The organism is Nitratireductor sp. GZWM139 (assembly GCF_030068685.1).
GTDB classification, from domain to species: domain Bacteria; phylum Pseudomonadota; class Alphaproteobacteria; order Rhizobiales; family Rhizobiaceae; genus Nitratireductor; species Nitratireductor aquimarinus.
In genome coordinates this window covers 18,153-32,873 of the sequence record NZ_JAMQML010000004.1, presented here as the reverse complement: position 1 = coordinate 32,873, position 14,721 = coordinate 18,153, and the positions used below count along the sequence as shown (strand labels likewise).

The 14,721-nt window shown below is 63.2% G+C and carries 14 protein-coding genes; 3 read left to right on the top strand and 11 right to left on the bottom strand.

The genetic code is table 11. From position 1 onward, the window contains the following. Window positions 1-15: 15 nt before the first annotated feature. From arsC to NDI72_RS05905, 5 genes are all read right to left on the bottom strand, one after another. Entirely contained in the window at window positions 16-414 is a 399-nt protein-coding gene (arsC, locus tag NDI72_RS05925) for an arsenate reductase (glutaredoxin) (RefSeq protein ID WP_113153320.1), read from the bottom strand. A gap of 75 nt (window positions 415-489) precedes the next feature. Then, complete coding sequence (gene arsB / locus NDI72_RS05920; RefSeq protein ID WP_206546086.1) at window positions 490-1,569, bottom strand: ACR3 family arsenite efflux transporter; 1,080 nt, start codon at window positions 1,567-1,569, stop codon at window positions 490-492. Between the two features lie 12 nt (window positions 1,570-1,581). Next, window positions 1,582-2,091 carry an arsenate reductase ArsC gene (locus NDI72_RS05915; RefSeq protein WP_283799925.1) on the bottom strand — a complete coding sequence of 170 codons (510 nt, stop codon included), beginning with the start codon at window positions 2,089-2,091 and terminating at the stop codon, window positions 1,582-1,584. Window positions 2,092-2,102: 11 nt separating this feature from the next. After that, on the bottom strand, window positions 2,103-2,435 hold the full coding sequence (locus NDI72_RS05910) for an ArsR/SmtB family transcription factor (RefSeq protein ID WP_206548431.1): 333 nt from the start codon (window positions 2,433-2,435) through the stop codon (window positions 2,103-2,105). A gap of 551 nt (window positions 2,436-2,986) precedes the next feature. Further along, window positions 2,987-3,814 (bottom strand): ferredoxin--NADP reductase, encoded by an 828-nt coding sequence (locus NDI72_RS05905; protein WP_283799924.1) that lies wholly within the window; start codon window positions 3,812-3,814, stop codon window positions 2,987-2,989. 195 nt (window positions 3,815-4,009) lie between these two features. Between NDI72_RS05905 and NDI72_RS05900 the strand changes: the two genes are divergently transcribed. Then, window positions 4,010-6,094: a hydantoinase/oxoprolinase family protein gene (locus NDI72_RS05900; protein WP_283799923.1), complete on the top strand. Its 2,085-nt coding sequence runs from the start codon at window positions 4,010-4,012 to the stop codon at window positions 6,092-6,094. A gap of 166 nt (window positions 6,095-6,260) precedes the next feature. Next, window positions 6,261-8,018 carry a hydantoinase B/oxoprolinase family protein gene (locus NDI72_RS05895; protein ID WP_283799922.1) on the top strand — a complete coding sequence of 586 codons (1,758 nt, stop codon included), beginning with the start codon at window positions 6,261-6,263 and terminating at the stop codon, window positions 8,016-8,018. A 531-nt stretch (window positions 8,019-8,549) separates the two neighbouring features. On the opposite strand, the gene NDI72_RS05890 is transcribed toward NDI72_RS05895, so the two are convergent. From NDI72_RS05890 to NDI72_RS05875, 4 genes are all read right to left on the bottom strand, one after another. After that, entirely contained in the window at window positions 8,550-9,518 is a 969-nt protein-coding gene (locus tag NDI72_RS05890; RefSeq protein ID WP_502888376.1) for an esterase-like activity of phytase family protein, read from the bottom strand. Window positions 9,519-9,849: 331 nt separating this feature from the next. Next, on the bottom strand, window positions 9,850-11,763 hold the full coding sequence (gene cobT, locus NDI72_RS05885; RefSeq protein ID WP_283799920.1) for a cobaltochelatase subunit CobT: 1,914 nt from the start codon (window positions 11,761-11,763) through the stop codon (window positions 9,850-9,852). Between the two features lie 110 nt (window positions 11,764-11,873). After that, window positions 11,874-12,860, bottom strand: coding sequence for a cobaltochelatase subunit CobS (cobS, locus tag NDI72_RS05880; RefSeq protein WP_206546232.1), 987 nt, complete (start codon window positions 12,858-12,860; stop codon window positions 11,874-11,876). A gap of 102 nt (window positions 12,861-12,962) precedes the next feature. Then, window positions 12,963-13,580 carry a J domain-containing protein gene (locus NDI72_RS05875; protein ID WP_206546079.1) on the bottom strand — a complete coding sequence of 206 codons (618 nt, stop codon included), beginning with the start codon at window positions 13,578-13,580 and terminating at the stop codon, window positions 12,963-12,965. Window positions 13,581-13,725: 145 nt separating this feature from the next. Between NDI72_RS05875 and NDI72_RS05870 the strand changes: the two genes are divergently transcribed. Next, a complete protein-coding gene (locus tag NDI72_RS05870; RefSeq protein WP_113153329.1) occupies window positions 13,726-14,007 on the top strand; it encodes a BolA family protein in 282 nt (93 codons plus the stop codon). Between the two features lie 9 nt (window positions 14,008-14,016). Here the strand turns inward: NDI72_RS05870 and NDI72_RS05865 are convergent, their stop codons facing one another. Continuing rightward, window positions 14,017-14,301: a type II toxin-antitoxin system VapC family toxin gene (locus NDI72_RS05865; RefSeq protein ID WP_283799919.1), complete on the bottom strand. Its 285-nt coding sequence runs from the start codon at window positions 14,299-14,301 to the stop codon at window positions 14,017-14,019. A gap of 109 nt (window positions 14,302-14,410) precedes the next feature. Continuing rightward, window positions 14,411-14,650: a type II toxin-antitoxin system Phd/YefM family antitoxin gene (locus NDI72_RS05860; protein ID WP_113153331.1), complete on the bottom strand. Its 240-nt coding sequence runs from the start codon at window positions 14,648-14,650 to the stop codon at window positions 14,411-14,413. Between the last annotated feature and the right edge of the window lie 71 nt (window positions 14,651-14,721).

Below are 14,721 nucleotides of genomic sequence, written 5' to 3'. Positions count from 1 at the left end.
ACCGAACCTTCCGCGCTACTTCACCACCTCGCCGTCTTCCTTGGTGAAGGATTTCACCGCGTCTTCCGGCAGGAGTTCCAGCACGGTTTCAGACGGACGGCAGAGCTTCGTCCCAAGCGGGGTTTCAACGATGGGACGGTTCATCAGGATCGGGTGTTCGACCATGAAATCGATCAGTTCGTCATCGCTCCACTTGTCTTCGCCAAGACCAAGCTCGTCATAGGGCGTGCCCTTCTGGCGCAGGATCGCGCGCGGCGACACGCCCATGGCGGCGATCAGCGACACCAGCTTCTCACGGCCGGGCGGCGTCTTGAGATATTCGATCACCACCGGCTCTTCACCGGCTTCGCGAAGCATGGCCAGCACGTTTCGCGAGGTGCCGCATTTGGGGTTGTGATAGATGGTTGCGGTCATTGTTTTCTCGCTCCGCTCTCGGGGGTTTTCTCGCTCGGCACTCGGGGGGCTCGCTCGGCTCTCGGGTTTTCTCACTCAGCTTTTGGGGAACCAGTCCTGGGTGCGGTTGGCAAAGGCGACCAGCGACAGCATCACCGGAACCTCGACCAGCACGCCCACCACCGTGGCAAGTGCGGCGCCGGAATTCAAGCCGAACAGGCTGATGGCCACAGCCACCGCAAGTTCGAAGAAGTTCGACGTGCCGATGAGGGCGCAGGGCGCGGCGACATTGAACGGCACTTTCCAGATGCGAGCCGCGAAATAGGTCAGGAAGAAGATGCCATAGGACTGGATCAGAAGCGGCACCGCGATCAGCACGATCAGAATGGGCCGTTCAACGATGACATGACCCTGAAAGCCGAACAGCAGAACCACGGTGACCAGAAGGCCGATCACGGAAACGGGTTTCAGCGACGCGGTGAAGCTTGAGACCGCCTTTTCAGCCTCTGCGCCAGAGGCGCGGCCGGTCAGCCATTTGCGCGTCAGGGCGCCGGCGACCAGTGGAATGACAACATAGAGGCCTGTGGCCAGTAGCAGCGTCTCCCAGGGCACGACGATGTCCGTCACGCCGAGCAACAGGGCGACGATGGGCGCGAAGGCGAAGATCATCACCACATCGTTGAGCGACACCTGCACCAGCGTGTAGGTGGCGTCGCCGCGGGTGAGCTGGCTCCACACGAAGACCATGGCCGTGCAGGGCGCTGCGCCCAGAAGGATCAGGCCCGCAATGTATTGCTGCGCATCGGCGGGCTCGATCCACGGGGCAAAGACATATTCGAAGAACAGGACGCCGAGCGCGGCCATGGTGAAGGGCTTGACGAGCCAGTTGACGAAGAGCGTCAGAACGAGGCCCTTCGGCCGGTCGCCAATGTGGCTGAGGCTCGCAAAATCGACATTGACCATCATCGGGAAGACCATGGCCCAGATAAGCACGGCAACGACCAGATTGACCGAGGCGTATTCAAGCCCGGCAAGAAAGCCGAACAGGCCGGGCATCAGATTGCCGAGCGCGATGCCGGCAATGATGCAGAGCGCCACCCAGACGGAAAGATATTTTTCGAAGAAGCCGATCCCGCCAGCCGGTTTGCCCGCGCGGTCCAGGGTTTGGTCAGTCATGGTTCTTGGATCCTATTGGGAATGCGCCGGGGTGCGGCCGATATCATCAAGGCGGCGCTGCAGGGAAAGCCGGTCGAGCGAGGCGAGCGGCAGCGCGGTGAAAATGGAAATGCGGTTGTTGAGCATGCGATAGGCATCGGCAAAGGCGAGATGCTTCTCAGCCTCGGTGCCGGTGGCTGCCGCCGGATCCGGCAGGCCCCAGTGCGCCGTCATCGGCTGGCCCGGCCAGACCGGACAGGCCTCCTCGGCGGCGCTATCGCACAGGGTGAAGACGAAATCCAGCTTCGGCGCATCGGGCGTTGCGAACTCGTGCCAGTCCTTCGAGCGCGCGAAGGAAACGTCATGGTTCATGTGCTCCAGCAGTTCCAGCGCATAGGGATGCACCGCACCCCTGGGCTGTGAGCCTGCCGAATAGGCCTTGAAGCGGCCTGCGCCAACCCGGTTCAGGACCGCTTCCGCAAGGATCGAGCGGGCCGAGTTCCCGGTGCACAGGAAAAGCACGTTGAAGGGCTGATCACGCATGGTCTTGCCTCCTAGCAATGGCAGGTCGCCGCCTCGATGGCGGGGCGGCAGAGATCCGGATTTCCGTTGCAGCAGTCTTCCATGAGGAAGGACAGGAGATCGCGGAAGCCGGTCATGTCCGCCTTGTAGCGAATGACCCGCCCTTCCCGCTCCGCGCGGATCATGCCGGACTGAGCCAAAACCTTGAGATGGGTGGAGGCGGTGTTCTGCACCACGCCCAGCCGCGCTGCGACCTCGCCCGCCGGCAGACCTTCAGGCCCGGTCCGAACAAGCAGACGAAACACGTCGAGACGGGTTTCCTGCCCAAGAGCAGCAAGCGCGTCGATGGCCTCTGACTTTTGCATTATCCAAATATCCGGATTTATCGATATTATGGATTGGCTTTTGTCATGGCTGATGCGTGAGGTCAAGGGGTGACGGGTTGGGGAGCAGGAGGTTTGTTTGTCGGCGATGTGAAGGGCGACCTGCCTGGCAGTCGGCTGGCTTTCTCAACGGACCTGTCCACGAAACATGTGGTCAAAGCAGCGCCAGGCTGTGTAACCGCGCGCGGCGCATATGCCCCCTTCTCCCCGTGCACGGGGAGAGTGAAGCGTTGCTGTTGTTCGGCGCCAAGCGCCCCCGTCCTTCGACAGGCTCAGGATGAGGGCTGTTGAGTTGATGACGCCCGCAAACAACGGTTCGGAATGAACCACACCGCAAGCCCAGTAGTCCTCATCCTGAGCCTGTCGAAGGACGGGGGCGCTTGGCTCGACCCTCGCAACCGCCGCGCCTCTGCAACGTCTCACTGCCGGGTTTGAGCGCTGGCGCACGCCCCTCATCCGCCTGCCGGCACCTTCTCCCCGCAGGCCGAGACAAGGAGGATATCAGTCATGCTGGCAGACAAACAGACGAGGACTTAGCCGACGAAGGCGCGTTCGACGACGAAATCGGCCGGCTCGGCGTTGGAGCCTTCCTTGAGGCCCGCCTTCTCGGTCAGCGCCTTGACGTCCTTCAGCATCTCCATCGAACCGCAGATCATCACGCGATCGTTTTCGCGGTTGAAGGGTTCGGTGCCGAGCGCCTTGAACAGCTCGCCATTCTCGATCAGCGTCGTGATGCGGCCCATGACAGGCGAGGTCTCGCGCGTGGTGGAGGTGAAATGCGTCAGACGTCCCTCGACCAGCTCGCCGATCAGCGGATCGTCCTTGAGCGCGGCCACCAGCTCCTTGCCATATTCCAGCTCCGCCACTTCGCGGCAGGTATGGGTCAGGATGATGTTCTCGAACTTGTCATAGGTCTCCGGATCGCGGATCAGGCTTGCGAAAGGCGCAATGCCCGTGCCGGTGGAGATCATGTAGAGGTTTTTCGCCGGCGTCAGCGCATCGTTGACCAGCGTGCCGGTGGACTTCTGGCGCATCAGCACCGTGTCGCCCGGCTGGATCTTCTGCAGGTGCTGGGTCAGCGGACCATCCGACACCTTGATGGAGAAGAATTCAATCTCTTCATCCCAGTTGGGGCTGGCGATGGAATAGGCGCGGAACACCGGCTTGGCGGCATTGGGAAGACCGATCATCACGAACTCGCCGGAGCGGAAACGGAAGCTCTGCGGCCGCGTGATGCGGAACGAGAACAGCTTGTCCGTGTAGTGTTTCACCGACGTCACGCGTTCGGCATAACAGCCGGCGGGAATCGGGAATTCGGTTGTCTTTTCGGCCTCGGCCTCGCGGAGCGCAGCGCTGTCCATCGGTACTTTCCTCGTTCGGTCGGAAGTCTCTATGCCTGTTTCGGGTGCGGATGCAAACTCAAATCACGGCATTAATGGCGGCTCTTGCCTGCCGAGATTATTAGTATACAAATGAATTTGACGTCAAGTTTCCAGCGTTCGACACCTATTTCATATCGTCGGGTCAAAAAAGGTTTCGCATTCCGGATTTTCCCAATGGTTGAGAAAAATGGCATCAATTCGGGTTCTGTGGTCGCCGGCATCGATGTGGGCGGCACCTTCACTGACCTGATCCTGATCGACACACGTTCAGGCACCGATATGGGCCCCCGGGTGCGTGTCGCCAAGACCCCGACCACCATCGAGAACCAGGCCTTCGGCGTCGTCAACGCCATTCGGGAGACGGGCGTACCGGCCTCCGAAATCGGCCTGATCGTGCACGGCACGACCACCACGACCAATGCGGTTCTGGAGCGACAGCTTGCGCGAACCGGCATGATCACCACCGCCGGTTTCCGCGACATCATCGAGCTTGGCCGCCGCACGCGGCCGCAGGCCTATGGCATGACGGGCACGTTCAAACCCGTTGTGCCGCGCAATCTGCGGCTGGAGGTGGGCGAGCGCATGGACGCTGCCGGCAATGCGCTCACCCCGCTCGACGAGGAGGGCGTGCGCGAAGCGGTCAAGGCGCTGCTCGATGCGGGCTGCGTTTCGCTGGTGATCCATTTCCTGCATGCCTATGCGAACCCGGCGCATGAGAAGCGCGCAGCCGAAATCGCCGCCGAACTCTGGCCCAACGATTACATCACCACTGGACACGCCCTGCTCTCGGAAGCGCGCGAATTCGAACGTGGCGTGACCGCCGCCGTCAACGCCTCGGTGCAGCCGATCCTCGAACGCTATGTCGCCCGGCTTTCGAATGAGCTGCGAGGCCTCGGCTATGCGCGCGACTTCCTGGTGATGAACGGCAATGGCGGCATGATCTCCGCCGCCCATGTGGCCCGCGAAGCGGCCAAGACGGTGATGTCCGGCCCGGCTTCAGGCGTGATGGCCGCCGCCTTCACCGCGCGGCGGGCGGGCGTCGACAATCACATCACCTACGACATGGGCGGCACGTCCACGGATGTCGCGCTGGTGCGCGGCGCACGGCCCGCGGTCTCCAACGAGATCGAGGTGGAATACGCCATGCCGATCCACGTGCCCATGGTGGATGTGCACACGGTGGGCGCGGGCGGCGGCTCGATCGCGCGCGTCAGCGATGCGGGGCTTCTGGAAGTGGGGCCGCAGAGCGCGGGCGCAAAGCCCGGCCCGATCTGCTATGGCCGTGGCGGCGTGGAGCCGACCATTTCCGACGCCAATCTTCTTCTGGGCAGGCTGAACCCCAAAAAGCTGCTCTCGGTCGACAATCCGGTTTCCGTTGCCGATGTCGAAGAAATTTTTGCCGAGAAACTCGGGTTTGATCTCGGCCTTTCAGGCGTGGAAGCAGCCGGTGCGGTGCTGAAAATCGCCAACATCAAGATGGCCGGCGCGATCCGCATGGTGTCGCTCGGCAAGGGTCACGACCCGCGTGACTTTGCGCTGTTCGCTTTCGGCGGCGCGGGACCGTTGCACGCGGCAGCGCTTGCCCGTGAACTGGGCATTCCGCGCGTGATGGTGCCGGCGCGCCCCGGCATCACCAATGCGCTTGGCTGCGTGGTGGCCGATCTGCGACACGATTTCGTGCGCACGGTGAACCGCCCTGTCGCAAGCCTCGATGTGGCGCTGGTCAGAAGCGTGCTGGATGAACAGCGCGCCGAGGGCGAAGCGCTGATCGCGCAGGAGACCGTTCAGCCGGAGCGCATCGAATGCGTGCACACGGCGGACATGCAGTTTGTCGGCCAGACGCACCTCATCAACGTGCCACTGCCCGGCCCCGAAATAGACCGCGACAGGCTGCAGGCGCTCTTCGAGGACGCCTATTACAAACGCTTCAAGGTGCGCCTGCCGGAGATCCGCGCCAATCTCGTCAATCTCAACACGTCGGTGATCGGTGTGCGCGCGGATATCGATCTCGCCAGCCTGATTGATCCGGCCGGGCGCGTGGCCACACTTGCCGACGCGCTGAGCGAAACGCGACGGGTCTGGTTTTCGGGAAGCTGGCACGACACCCCGGTCTATGCCCGCGAAAAGCTGCCGCTCGATGCGGTGATCGAGGGGCCGGCGATCCTCGAACAGCTCGACACGACAACGGTGATCGAACCCGGAGACCGGGCGGCATCCGATGCGGATGGGAACATCATCATCACGGTGGGAGCGAGCTGATGAACGCCGCGCCTGCCCCTCATCCGCCTGCCGGCACCTTCTCCCCGCCTGCGGGGAGAAGGGCGATGGCTGCAACGCCGATGAAAGCCTCCTTCTCCCCGCAGGCGGGGAGAAGGTCCCGGCAGGGGGATGAGGGGCGTGGCGGCAACGCAAAAGGGAGGCACGGATGACTGACACGAACACCCCCGCCCTCGACGCCATCACGCTTTCGGTTATTCAGGCCGCGCTCCAGCAGGTGTGCGACGAGATGGACCTGACCTTCTCACGCGCCGCCTTCTCTCCCGTCATCGCCGAGGCAAACGACCGTTCGGATGGCATCTACGCCGCCGAAGACGGCGCGCTGATCGCGCAGGGCTCGGCCGGGCTGCCGGTCTTTGTCGGCGTGATGCAGTATTCCACGCGCACGCTCATCGAGCGCATCGCGGGCGGCGAGACGGCAGCGCCCGAACCCGGCGACATCTACATCGTCAACGACCCCTATCTGGGCGGCACGCATCTCATGGATGTGCGCTTCGCCATGCCCGTGTGGCGCGATGGCGGTATCTTCTGCTGGCTCTCCAACACCGGCCACTGGCCGGACATTGGCGGTGCGGTTCCCGGCGGCTTTTCCGCCTCTGCCACGGCGGTGGAGCAGGAAGGTCTGCGCCTGCCGCCTGTGAAGCTTTTCAAGAAGGGCGAACTCGACCCGGAAATCTACGCGATCATCTGCTCCAACATCCGCGTTGCGGACCAGCGCATCGGCGATATCCGGGCGCAGGGCGCGGCCCTGGAAGTGGGCGCGGAACGGCTTGCCCAGGTGCTCGACCGCTATGGCGACGACACGGTGCGCCAGGCCATTGCGGAGCTGCGCAGGCGTGCGGCCACGCAGATGCGCGCGCTGATTGCGCCGATCCCCGACGGGGTCTATCGCGGCGCGGCTTTCGTGGATTCAGACGGCGTGGTGGACGCCCCGCTGACCATCGCGCTTGCCATCGAAAAGAAGGGCGACACGCTGACCTTCGACTTCGAGGGATCGAGCCCGCCCTGCGCGGGACCGATGAACAGTGTGCTCGCCACCACGCTTTCCTCCGTCTATCTGGCGATGCGCCACATTTTCCCGGAAGTGCCGCTCAGCGCGGGCGCGTTCGAGCCGCTGATCATCAACCGGCCGGAAGGCACGTTTCTCGACGCGTGCTATCCGCGACCGGTGTCGGGCTGTGCGGCCGAAGTCTCGCAGCGCATTGCGGAGGCCGTGTTCGCCGCCATGGTGAAGGCGCTGCCGGAAAAGGTCACCGCCGCGCCCGCCGGCTCCAGCGGAAATTTTGCGCTTGGCGGACACGATCCGGCGCGCGGCCGCGATTTCGTGATGTACCAGATTTCCGGCGGCGGCTATGGCGGCAATATCGACCATGACGGCCTGACCAATGGCTGCTCCACCATCGGCATCTCCAAATCGCCTCCGGTGGAGGTGATGGAACAGGCTTTCCCCGTGCTTTACCGCCGCTACGCGCTGCGCGAGGGCTCGGGCGGCGCCGGCGAGCATCGCGGCGGGTTCGGCCTTTCCTACGAGGTGGAGCTTCTGCGTGGCGAGGCCCGCGCCTCCTTCGTGATGGACCATGGCCGCACCGGCCCGCAGGGCGTGCTTGGCGGCCGGGACGGCAAGGTCAACGCGGTGATTGTCTGGCAGGATGGTGCAGCCCATGTCCCGCCGCACCTTTCCAAGGAACAGGACATTCCGCTCAAAGCCGGCGACCGTGTTGCGGTTGGAACACCGGGCGGCGGCGGCTATGGCGATCCGCTGCGCCGCGCGCCAGATAGCGTGCTGCAGGATGTGGCGCTGGGGTATTACACGGCGGCGGAAGCCGAAGACCTGTTTGGCGTTGTTCTGAGCGCAGACGGGATGACGGTGGACGAAGCGGCCACGCAGGCGAAGCGCGGCGGTTGAGAGGCAGCGCCAAGCACCCTCGCCCTTCGACAGGCTCAGCCCTTCGACAGGCTCAGGATGAGGGCTGTTTTGCTGATGACGCCCGTAAACAACGGTTCGGAATGAACCACACCGCAAGCTCAGTAGTCCTCATCCTGAGCCTGTCGAAGGGCGAGGGCGCCTGGCACCGAACAACAGAAACGCTTCCTTCTCCCCGCTTGCGGGGAGAAGGTCCCGGCAGGGGGATGAGGGGCGTGCGCCGGCACTCAAACCCGATAGTGAGACGTTGAAGAAGCGCAGTAGTTGGGAGGGCAGTGCCAAGCGCCCTCGCCCTTCGACAGGCTCAGGATGAGGGCTGTTGAGCTTGCGGGCGCTTCATTCCGAACCGTTATTTGCGGGCGTGATCAGCAAAATAGTCCTCATCCTGAGCCTGTCGAAGGACGGGGACGCTTGGCACCGAACAGCGGCAATGCCCCCTTCTCCCCGCTTGCGGGGAGAAGGGGGCGGCGGCGTTGGAGCCTAAGCTCTCCGTGGCAGAGCCCCAGCCGCCGCTCACTCCCCAAGCAGCCGGAATTCCAGATAGAGATTGCGCTGCAGGAGCGAATGGTTGTCGTCGGACATGAGTGACACCATGGTCGCGCCATCGGCGCGCTGCCAGACATCCAGCGCTTCCATATTGTCGATCTGATAATCCATGCCGGCGGTGAAGAGCACCGGCCCGTCGGCGACGCTGCCCGGCGCGATGGTTGCGCCATCGATGCGGCGCAGGCGCATGGCGACGCCCTGGGCGAGCGTGAAGCGCCGCTCCAGCAAGAGCAGATCGCCATCAGGCAGGAATGCGCCATCCGTGATGTCAAACCCGTCCGAGCGGGCGACGGTGAAGACGCCCTTGTGCGGCCCTTCCAGAATGGCCGCAAAGCAATTGCCGTTTTCGTCAATGCTGCGCTCGGCCACGACGACACGCGCACCGTCGAGCCGCCCTGCCGGGGGCGCGTAAGCGATGGTCTCGAAACCGCGATTGTTGCGCAGCTCGTGGCGCGGCACGAGGAAGTCGAGATCGCGGATCGCGGCCCCCATGGCTCCGCGCTCGATCCCGAATTCCGCAATGCGCTGCACGCGCTCGAAGCTGACTGTCGCCAGATCATCCTTCACCGCAATGCCTTCGGCATCGGTGGTCCATTTCTCGCGCGTGGAACTGCCTGCGCCGTCCACCATGGGCTGCATGCTGAAATCGGCAAAGCCCGCTGGCCGCCCCTCGGCGTCGCGGGTGAGCGTTCCGAAGAACCAGAAACCGGTGTCGGAAACGCCGATGACATCAGCGCCAGGCGACATGAAGCGGAAGGAGGAGAATGCGCCGAAATGGTCCACCGGCGAGGTCATGGAAAGACCACCGGCAAATTCCAGCGGGCCAAAACGGGTTTCGTGGGAGCCCACAGCAAAGTGACGGATCGGGCTCGCCTTGACCGGCACGGAGATGGCCGGCTCCTGAGCGGAGGCCGGCGCAGCGAGGGCAAAGACCAGTGCCACAAGGAAGAGGCGCAGGCTGTGCCGCAGCCCCTCGCCCCGCCCCCGTGGTTCGACAGGCTCACCATGAGGGCTGTGTGGACGCGCGCCATAAGGGCTGCGTAGGCGCGCACGTTGGGGGCTGTATAGGCGCGCGCCGTGAGGGCCGTGTGGGCACGCGCCCTGCATCGTTAAACCGAAAGATCGCACGAGCCACGCAGGAAGCAGGCGGCTAGAAGCGGACAGATTGGTTGGCCGTGCGCCAATCCGGGCGCACAAAGGATGATCAACGCGCGTGATGGAGCATCGGAATGACCGAAAACCGGGTTCCGCTTTTCGGTCAGACGCTCTAGCCCGCACGCCGCATCGCACCGCCGCTACGGCGCGCGCCCTCTTCCTCGAAGAGCGAGGCGAGCTGCTCGGTCATAGCACCGGCCAGCTCTTCCGCATCGACGATGGTGACGGCGCGACGATAGTAGCGCGTGACGTCGTGGCCGATGCCGATGGCCAGAAGCTCGACCGGCGAGCGGGTCTCGATCAGGTCGATGACCCCGCGCAGATGCCGTTCCAGATAATTGCCGGGATTGACCGACAGGGTGGAATCGTCGACCGGCGCGCCATCGGAGATCATCATCATGATCTTGCGCTGCTCGGGCCGCGCCATCAGGCGCTGGTGCGCCCACAGAAGCGCCTCGCCGTCGATGTTTTCCTTCAGAAGCCCCTCGCGCATCATCAGGCCGAGATTGCGGCGGGCGCGACGCCAGGGGGCATCGGCGCTCTTGTAGATGATGTGGCGCAGATCGTTCAGGCGGCCCGGGTTGGCGGGCTTGCCTTCCTTGAGCCATTTCTCGCGCGCCTGCCCGCCCTTCCACGCACGCGTGGTGAAGCCGAGGATCTCGACGCGCACGCCGCAACGCTCCAGCGTGCGGGCCAGAATGTCGGCGCAGGTGGCGGCCACCGTGATCGGCCGGCCGCGCATGGAGCCCGAATTGTCGAGCACCAGCGTCACCACTGTGTCGCGGAAATTGGTGTCGCGCTCCTGCTTGAAGGAGAGCGGCTGCATGGGGTCGATGACCAGACGCACGAGCCGCGCCGTATCGAGCACCCCCTCTTCCAGATCGAAATCCCAGGAGCGGTTCTGCTGCGCCATCAGGCGGCGCTGCAGACGGTTGGCGAGACGCCCGACCACACCCTGCAGATTGGCAAGCTGCTTGTCGAGGAACGCGCGCAGACGGTCGAGCTCTTCCTCGTCGCAAAGATCTTCGGCGCCGACCGTTTCGTCGAACTCGGTGGTGAAGACCTTGTAGTCGATATCGCGGGCGGCCTGATCGAACGGGCTGTCGGGACGACGCGCCTCGCCGGGCGTCTCCGAATCCAGTTCGTCATCCTCGGAAACATCGTCGGCGGTCGTGTCGCCGGCCTCGCTCTCGCCGGTCTCGGTGTCCTCGCTCTCGCCCGTGGACTCCTCGCCCTCGCTTTCCTCACCGCCCGACTCGTCGTCCTCGCTCTGCTCGGCCTGTTCCTGGGCCTCGGGCGCGTCGCTGTCTTCCTCGCTCTCCTCGGTCTGCTCTTCCTCGGCAAGCTCCTCGCCGAGATCGATGGACGAAAGGAGATCGCGCACGGCGCGGGCGAAGCCGTTCTGATCCTCAATTTGTGCGGCAAGCGCGTCGATGTCGGCCCCGGCCTTGCCCTCAACCCAGTCGCGCCAGAGTGAAACGAGCTTTTCGCCGCTCTTCGGCACGGGCCGGCCGGTCAGCTTTTCGCGCACCATCAGCGCAATGGCTTCCTCAAGCGGCGCATCGGCCTTTTCGGAAACCTCGGCCAGATTGGCGCGCTCATACTTGTCCTCGAGCATGGCGGCGATGTTGTCGCCCATGCCCGGCATGGCAATCGAACCGATGGCCTCGACACGGGCCTGCTCGACGGCGTCATAAATGGCGCGCGCCTCATTGCCTTCCGGCGCGAGGCGGCGGTGCAGATCGATATCGTGACAGGCGCGGCGCAGCGCCATGGAATCGCCGATGCCACGCGTGACGGTCAGCGCCTCGGCCGTCGCCCGCTTGGGCAGGTCCGGCAGGCGCGCGCGGCTGCCCGTGAGCGATGGCTTGTCCTTGGAGAAGGAGACCTCAAGCTCGTGATCGCCGGCAACGGCGCGCATGCATGCCGTCGTCGCCCGCTTGAAAGGATCAAGCGGCGCATCGGCGGGTTGTCCGGGCTTGCGGTTGGTCTGGCTCACGGTTCGTCTTCTCTCGGTCTGGAGCATCGGACCGAAAAGCGGAATCCGGTTCTTCGGCTATTCCGATGCTCCATCAATGATTTAGACCGCACCTCATGCGTCCGGGTGAACGCAGAGCGCGATCTAGACGGTGCGCCTTAGCTCAGCGCGACGTTGGCAGCGCTCTCCGGCAGTTCCTCGCCAAAGGCGCGCTGGTAGAACTCGGCGACCAGCGCACGCTCCAGCTCATCGCATTTGTTCAGGAAGGTGAGACGGAAGGCGAAGCCGACATCGCCAAAGATCTCGGCGTTTTCGGCCCACATGATCACCGTACGCGGGCTCATGACGGTCGACAGGTCGCCATTCATGAAGGCCGAACGCGTGAGGTCGGCGACGCGCACCATGCGCGAGATCGTCTCGCGGCCCTTCTCGTTCTGGAAGTGCTTGTTCTTCGCCTGAACGATGGCGACTTCGTCGTCATGCGGCAGATAGTTGAGCGTGGTAACGATGGACCAGCGGTCCATCTGCGCCTGGTTGATCTGCTGCGTGCCGTGATAGAGGCCGGTCGTGTCGCCAAGACCGACGGTGTTGGCCGTGGCAAAGATGCGGAAGGCGGGATGCGGACGGATGACGCGGCTCTGGTCGAGCAGGGTCAGGCGGCCGGACGATTCCAGAACACGCTGGATGACGAACATCACATCCGGGCGGCCGGCGTCATACTCGTCGAAAACGAGCGCGACATTGTGCTGATAAGCCCAGGGCAGGATACCGTCCTTGAACTCGGTGACCTGCTTGCCGTCCTTGACCACGATGGCGTCCTTGCCGACGAGGTCGATACGGCTGACATGGCTGTCGAGATTGATGCGGACGCAGGGCCAGTTGAGACGCGCGGCGACCTGCTCGATATGGGTCGACTTGCCGGTGCCGTGATAGCCGGAAACCATCACGCGGCGATTGTGCGCAAAGCCTGCCAGAATGGCGAGCGTCGTCTGCTTGTCGAACAGATAGTCGGGATCGACGTCCGGCACGTGGGAATCGGCCACGGAATAGGCTGGCACAACCATGTCGGACTCAAAGCCGAACGTGTCTTTCACCGAAACGGTCGTATCGGGCAAATTGGCGATATCGCGGTCAATCTTGTTCATCATGCCTCCAGCGGCCAGGCCCTTGCCTGCATCGCTTGAACTGTTCGTTTTTCCGGAGCGTCTCATCAGACTTTGTTCAACGCGTCTTATCAGACGCCCGCTTTAACAGAAACCCGCCTGTTTCAACAGACGGTATGCTTCAAGCACGCTTCTGAGCCGGTCTTCAGAACCCCGGTCGCCACCATTCGCATCGGGATGGTGCTGCTTCACCAGGTTCTTATACCGCGACTTGATCTGTTCGCCAGTCGCTTGTGCGCCCAGGCCCAGTGTTTCGAGCGCCTTGGCCTCAAGCGGCTTCAACCGCTTTTCGCGCGGCTTGCGCGCGGCCTGCTGCTCGCCAAACATGTTGAACGGGTCGCCCACCCGGTTGTGATAGGCCGCGCGGCCCGACCGATAGGTGGAGAAATCAGCCGCAGCCCGTGTCTCTCCGCTGCCACCCATTTTCCAGGTCGGACGGTGGCCGGTCAGCGCTTCCTTCTGATAGCGCGCAACCTCGGAATCGCTGAGACCGGAGAAATAGTTGTAGCCCTTGTTGTATTGCCGGGCGTGATCGACGCAGAAGCGGAAATACTGCCCCTCCGCGTGACGCCCGACAGGCGCGCGATGCATGCCCGGCTCATCACAGCCATCCCACTGGCAGCGTGGCGCGCGAGATTTCGCCTCCGCCTGCGGGTCGGGTCGAATGCGAATTTTCTCGAAATATTTCGAGTAGGGTTTCATATCGGACTGCGTGTCACCAAATCAGTGTGGAAGTATGGCCGCTCAGCGCCGGGATACAAGAATTGACTTTTGGCCAAAGTTCGACCTAGCGCTTGAATCGAACGTGAATTTGGGGATAGCCCCCATATGGTGTGAGGAGACGTCATTGTCCATCCAGTCGACGATAGAAAGCAAGCTCACGGATGCATTTTCGCCGGAGCGGCTTGCCGTGATCAATGAGAGCCACCTGCATGCGGGCCATCAGGAACATTTCGACGGCACGGGCGAAACGCATTTCCGCGTGCGCATCGTCGCCGATGCGTTTGCGAAGATGAACCGCGTCGAGCGCCACCGCGCCGTCAACGAACTGCTCGCCGAAGAGCTGAAAGACAGCGTGCACGCACTCGCCATCGAACCGGCAGCGCCGGGCGAACCGACGCGCTGGTAAGGCTCGTTGTCACCAGATTGTGGTGAGATGCGGGTATCGCCTGATTTTCTCATCGGCTGTAACCAGAGGCACCGCAAGCTTCTGGCATGTCGCCACGATAAAACGGTCTGCGGGATCGCGGTGGAAGCCATCCCCGAGGCGGGTGCTCAAAACCGCGATCTCATTGTCGACGGGCACAAACTCGACGGCAGGGACCTCCGCGACCACATCCAGCCAGCGGCGGACATCTTCCGATAGAAGGAGCCTGCCACGGGCGGCCAGCACGGCGTTTTCCCATGCCGTGATGGACGACATGAAGATTTTCCGCCCGACAGAGCAGCATCAAGCGCATCAAGCGCCGCCGGGCTTAGTCTGTCGGTGTCGCCATTGGCCCACCAGACAAGCACATGCGTGTCGATCCCGATCAATTCAACGCATCCCAGTCAGCCTCATCGACGGGCTCGAAAGGGCGCTCGTAGGATTTCACCGATCCCCTGAGGCGCTCGAGCGCGTCGCGCGCACCTGTCTTTTTCTCAAGCGCGCGGATTTCCAGTGTCGGCCTGCCGTGATCCGTAATGGTTATCGGCTGACCGGTTCTTTCCACCTCGCGGAAATACTCAAGTGCACGCGCCTTGAAACGGGATTTGGATATCTCAACAGTCATATCGATATTCCAGCGTCTGCTGTCGAAAGATAGAGACGAAAATGACCATAGGCAATGACTATGGTCATTTT

Excerpts from the sequence above, each read along its gene's own strand:
- NDI72_RS05905 (WP_283799924.1), bottom strand. The coding sequence starts at position 3,814 with ATGGACAGCGCTGCGCTCCGCGAGGCCGAGGCCGAAAAGACAACCGAA.
- NDI72_RS05875 (WP_206546079.1), bottom strand. The coding sequence starts at position 13,580 with ATGAAACCCTACTCGAAATATTTCGAGAAAATTCGCATTCGACCCGAC.
- cobT (WP_283799920.1), bottom strand. The coding sequence starts at position 11,763 with ATGCTCCAGACCGAGAGAAGACGAACCGTGAGCCAGACCAACCGCAAG.
- NDI72_RS05865 (WP_283799919.1), bottom strand. The coding sequence starts at position 14,301 with ATGTCGTCCATCACGGCATGGGAAAACGCCGTGCTGGCCGCCCGTGGC.
- cobS (WP_206546232.1), bottom strand. The coding sequence starts at position 12,860 with ATGAACAAGATTGACCGCGATATCGCCAATTTGCCCGATACGACCGTT.
- NDI72_RS05860 (WP_113153331.1), bottom strand. The coding sequence starts at position 14,650 with ATGACTGTTGAGATATCCAAATCCCGTTTCAAGGCGCGTGCACTTGAG.
- NDI72_RS05910 (WP_206548431.1), bottom strand. The coding sequence starts at position 2,435 with ATGCAAAAGTCAGAGGCCATCGACGCGCTTGCTGCTCTTGGGCAGGAA.
- NDI72_RS05915 (WP_283799925.1), bottom strand. The coding sequence starts at position 2,091 with ATGCGTGATCAGCCCTTCAACGTGCTTTTCCTGTGCACCGGGAACTCG.
- arsC (WP_113153320.1), bottom strand. The coding sequence starts at position 414 with ATGACCGCAACCATCTATCACAACCCCAAATGCGGCACCTCGCGAAAC.
- NDI72_RS05900 (WP_283799923.1), top strand. The coding sequence starts at position 4,010 with ATGGTTGAGAAAAATGGCATCAATTCGGGTTCTGTGGTCGCCGGCATC.
- NDI72_RS05895 (WP_283799922.1), top strand. The coding sequence starts at position 6,261 with ATGACTGACACGAACACCCCCGCCCTCGACGCCATCACGCTTTCGGTT.
- arsB (WP_206546086.1), bottom strand. The coding sequence starts at position 1,569 with ATGACTGACCAAACCCTGGACCGCGCGGGCAAACCGGCTGGCGGGATC.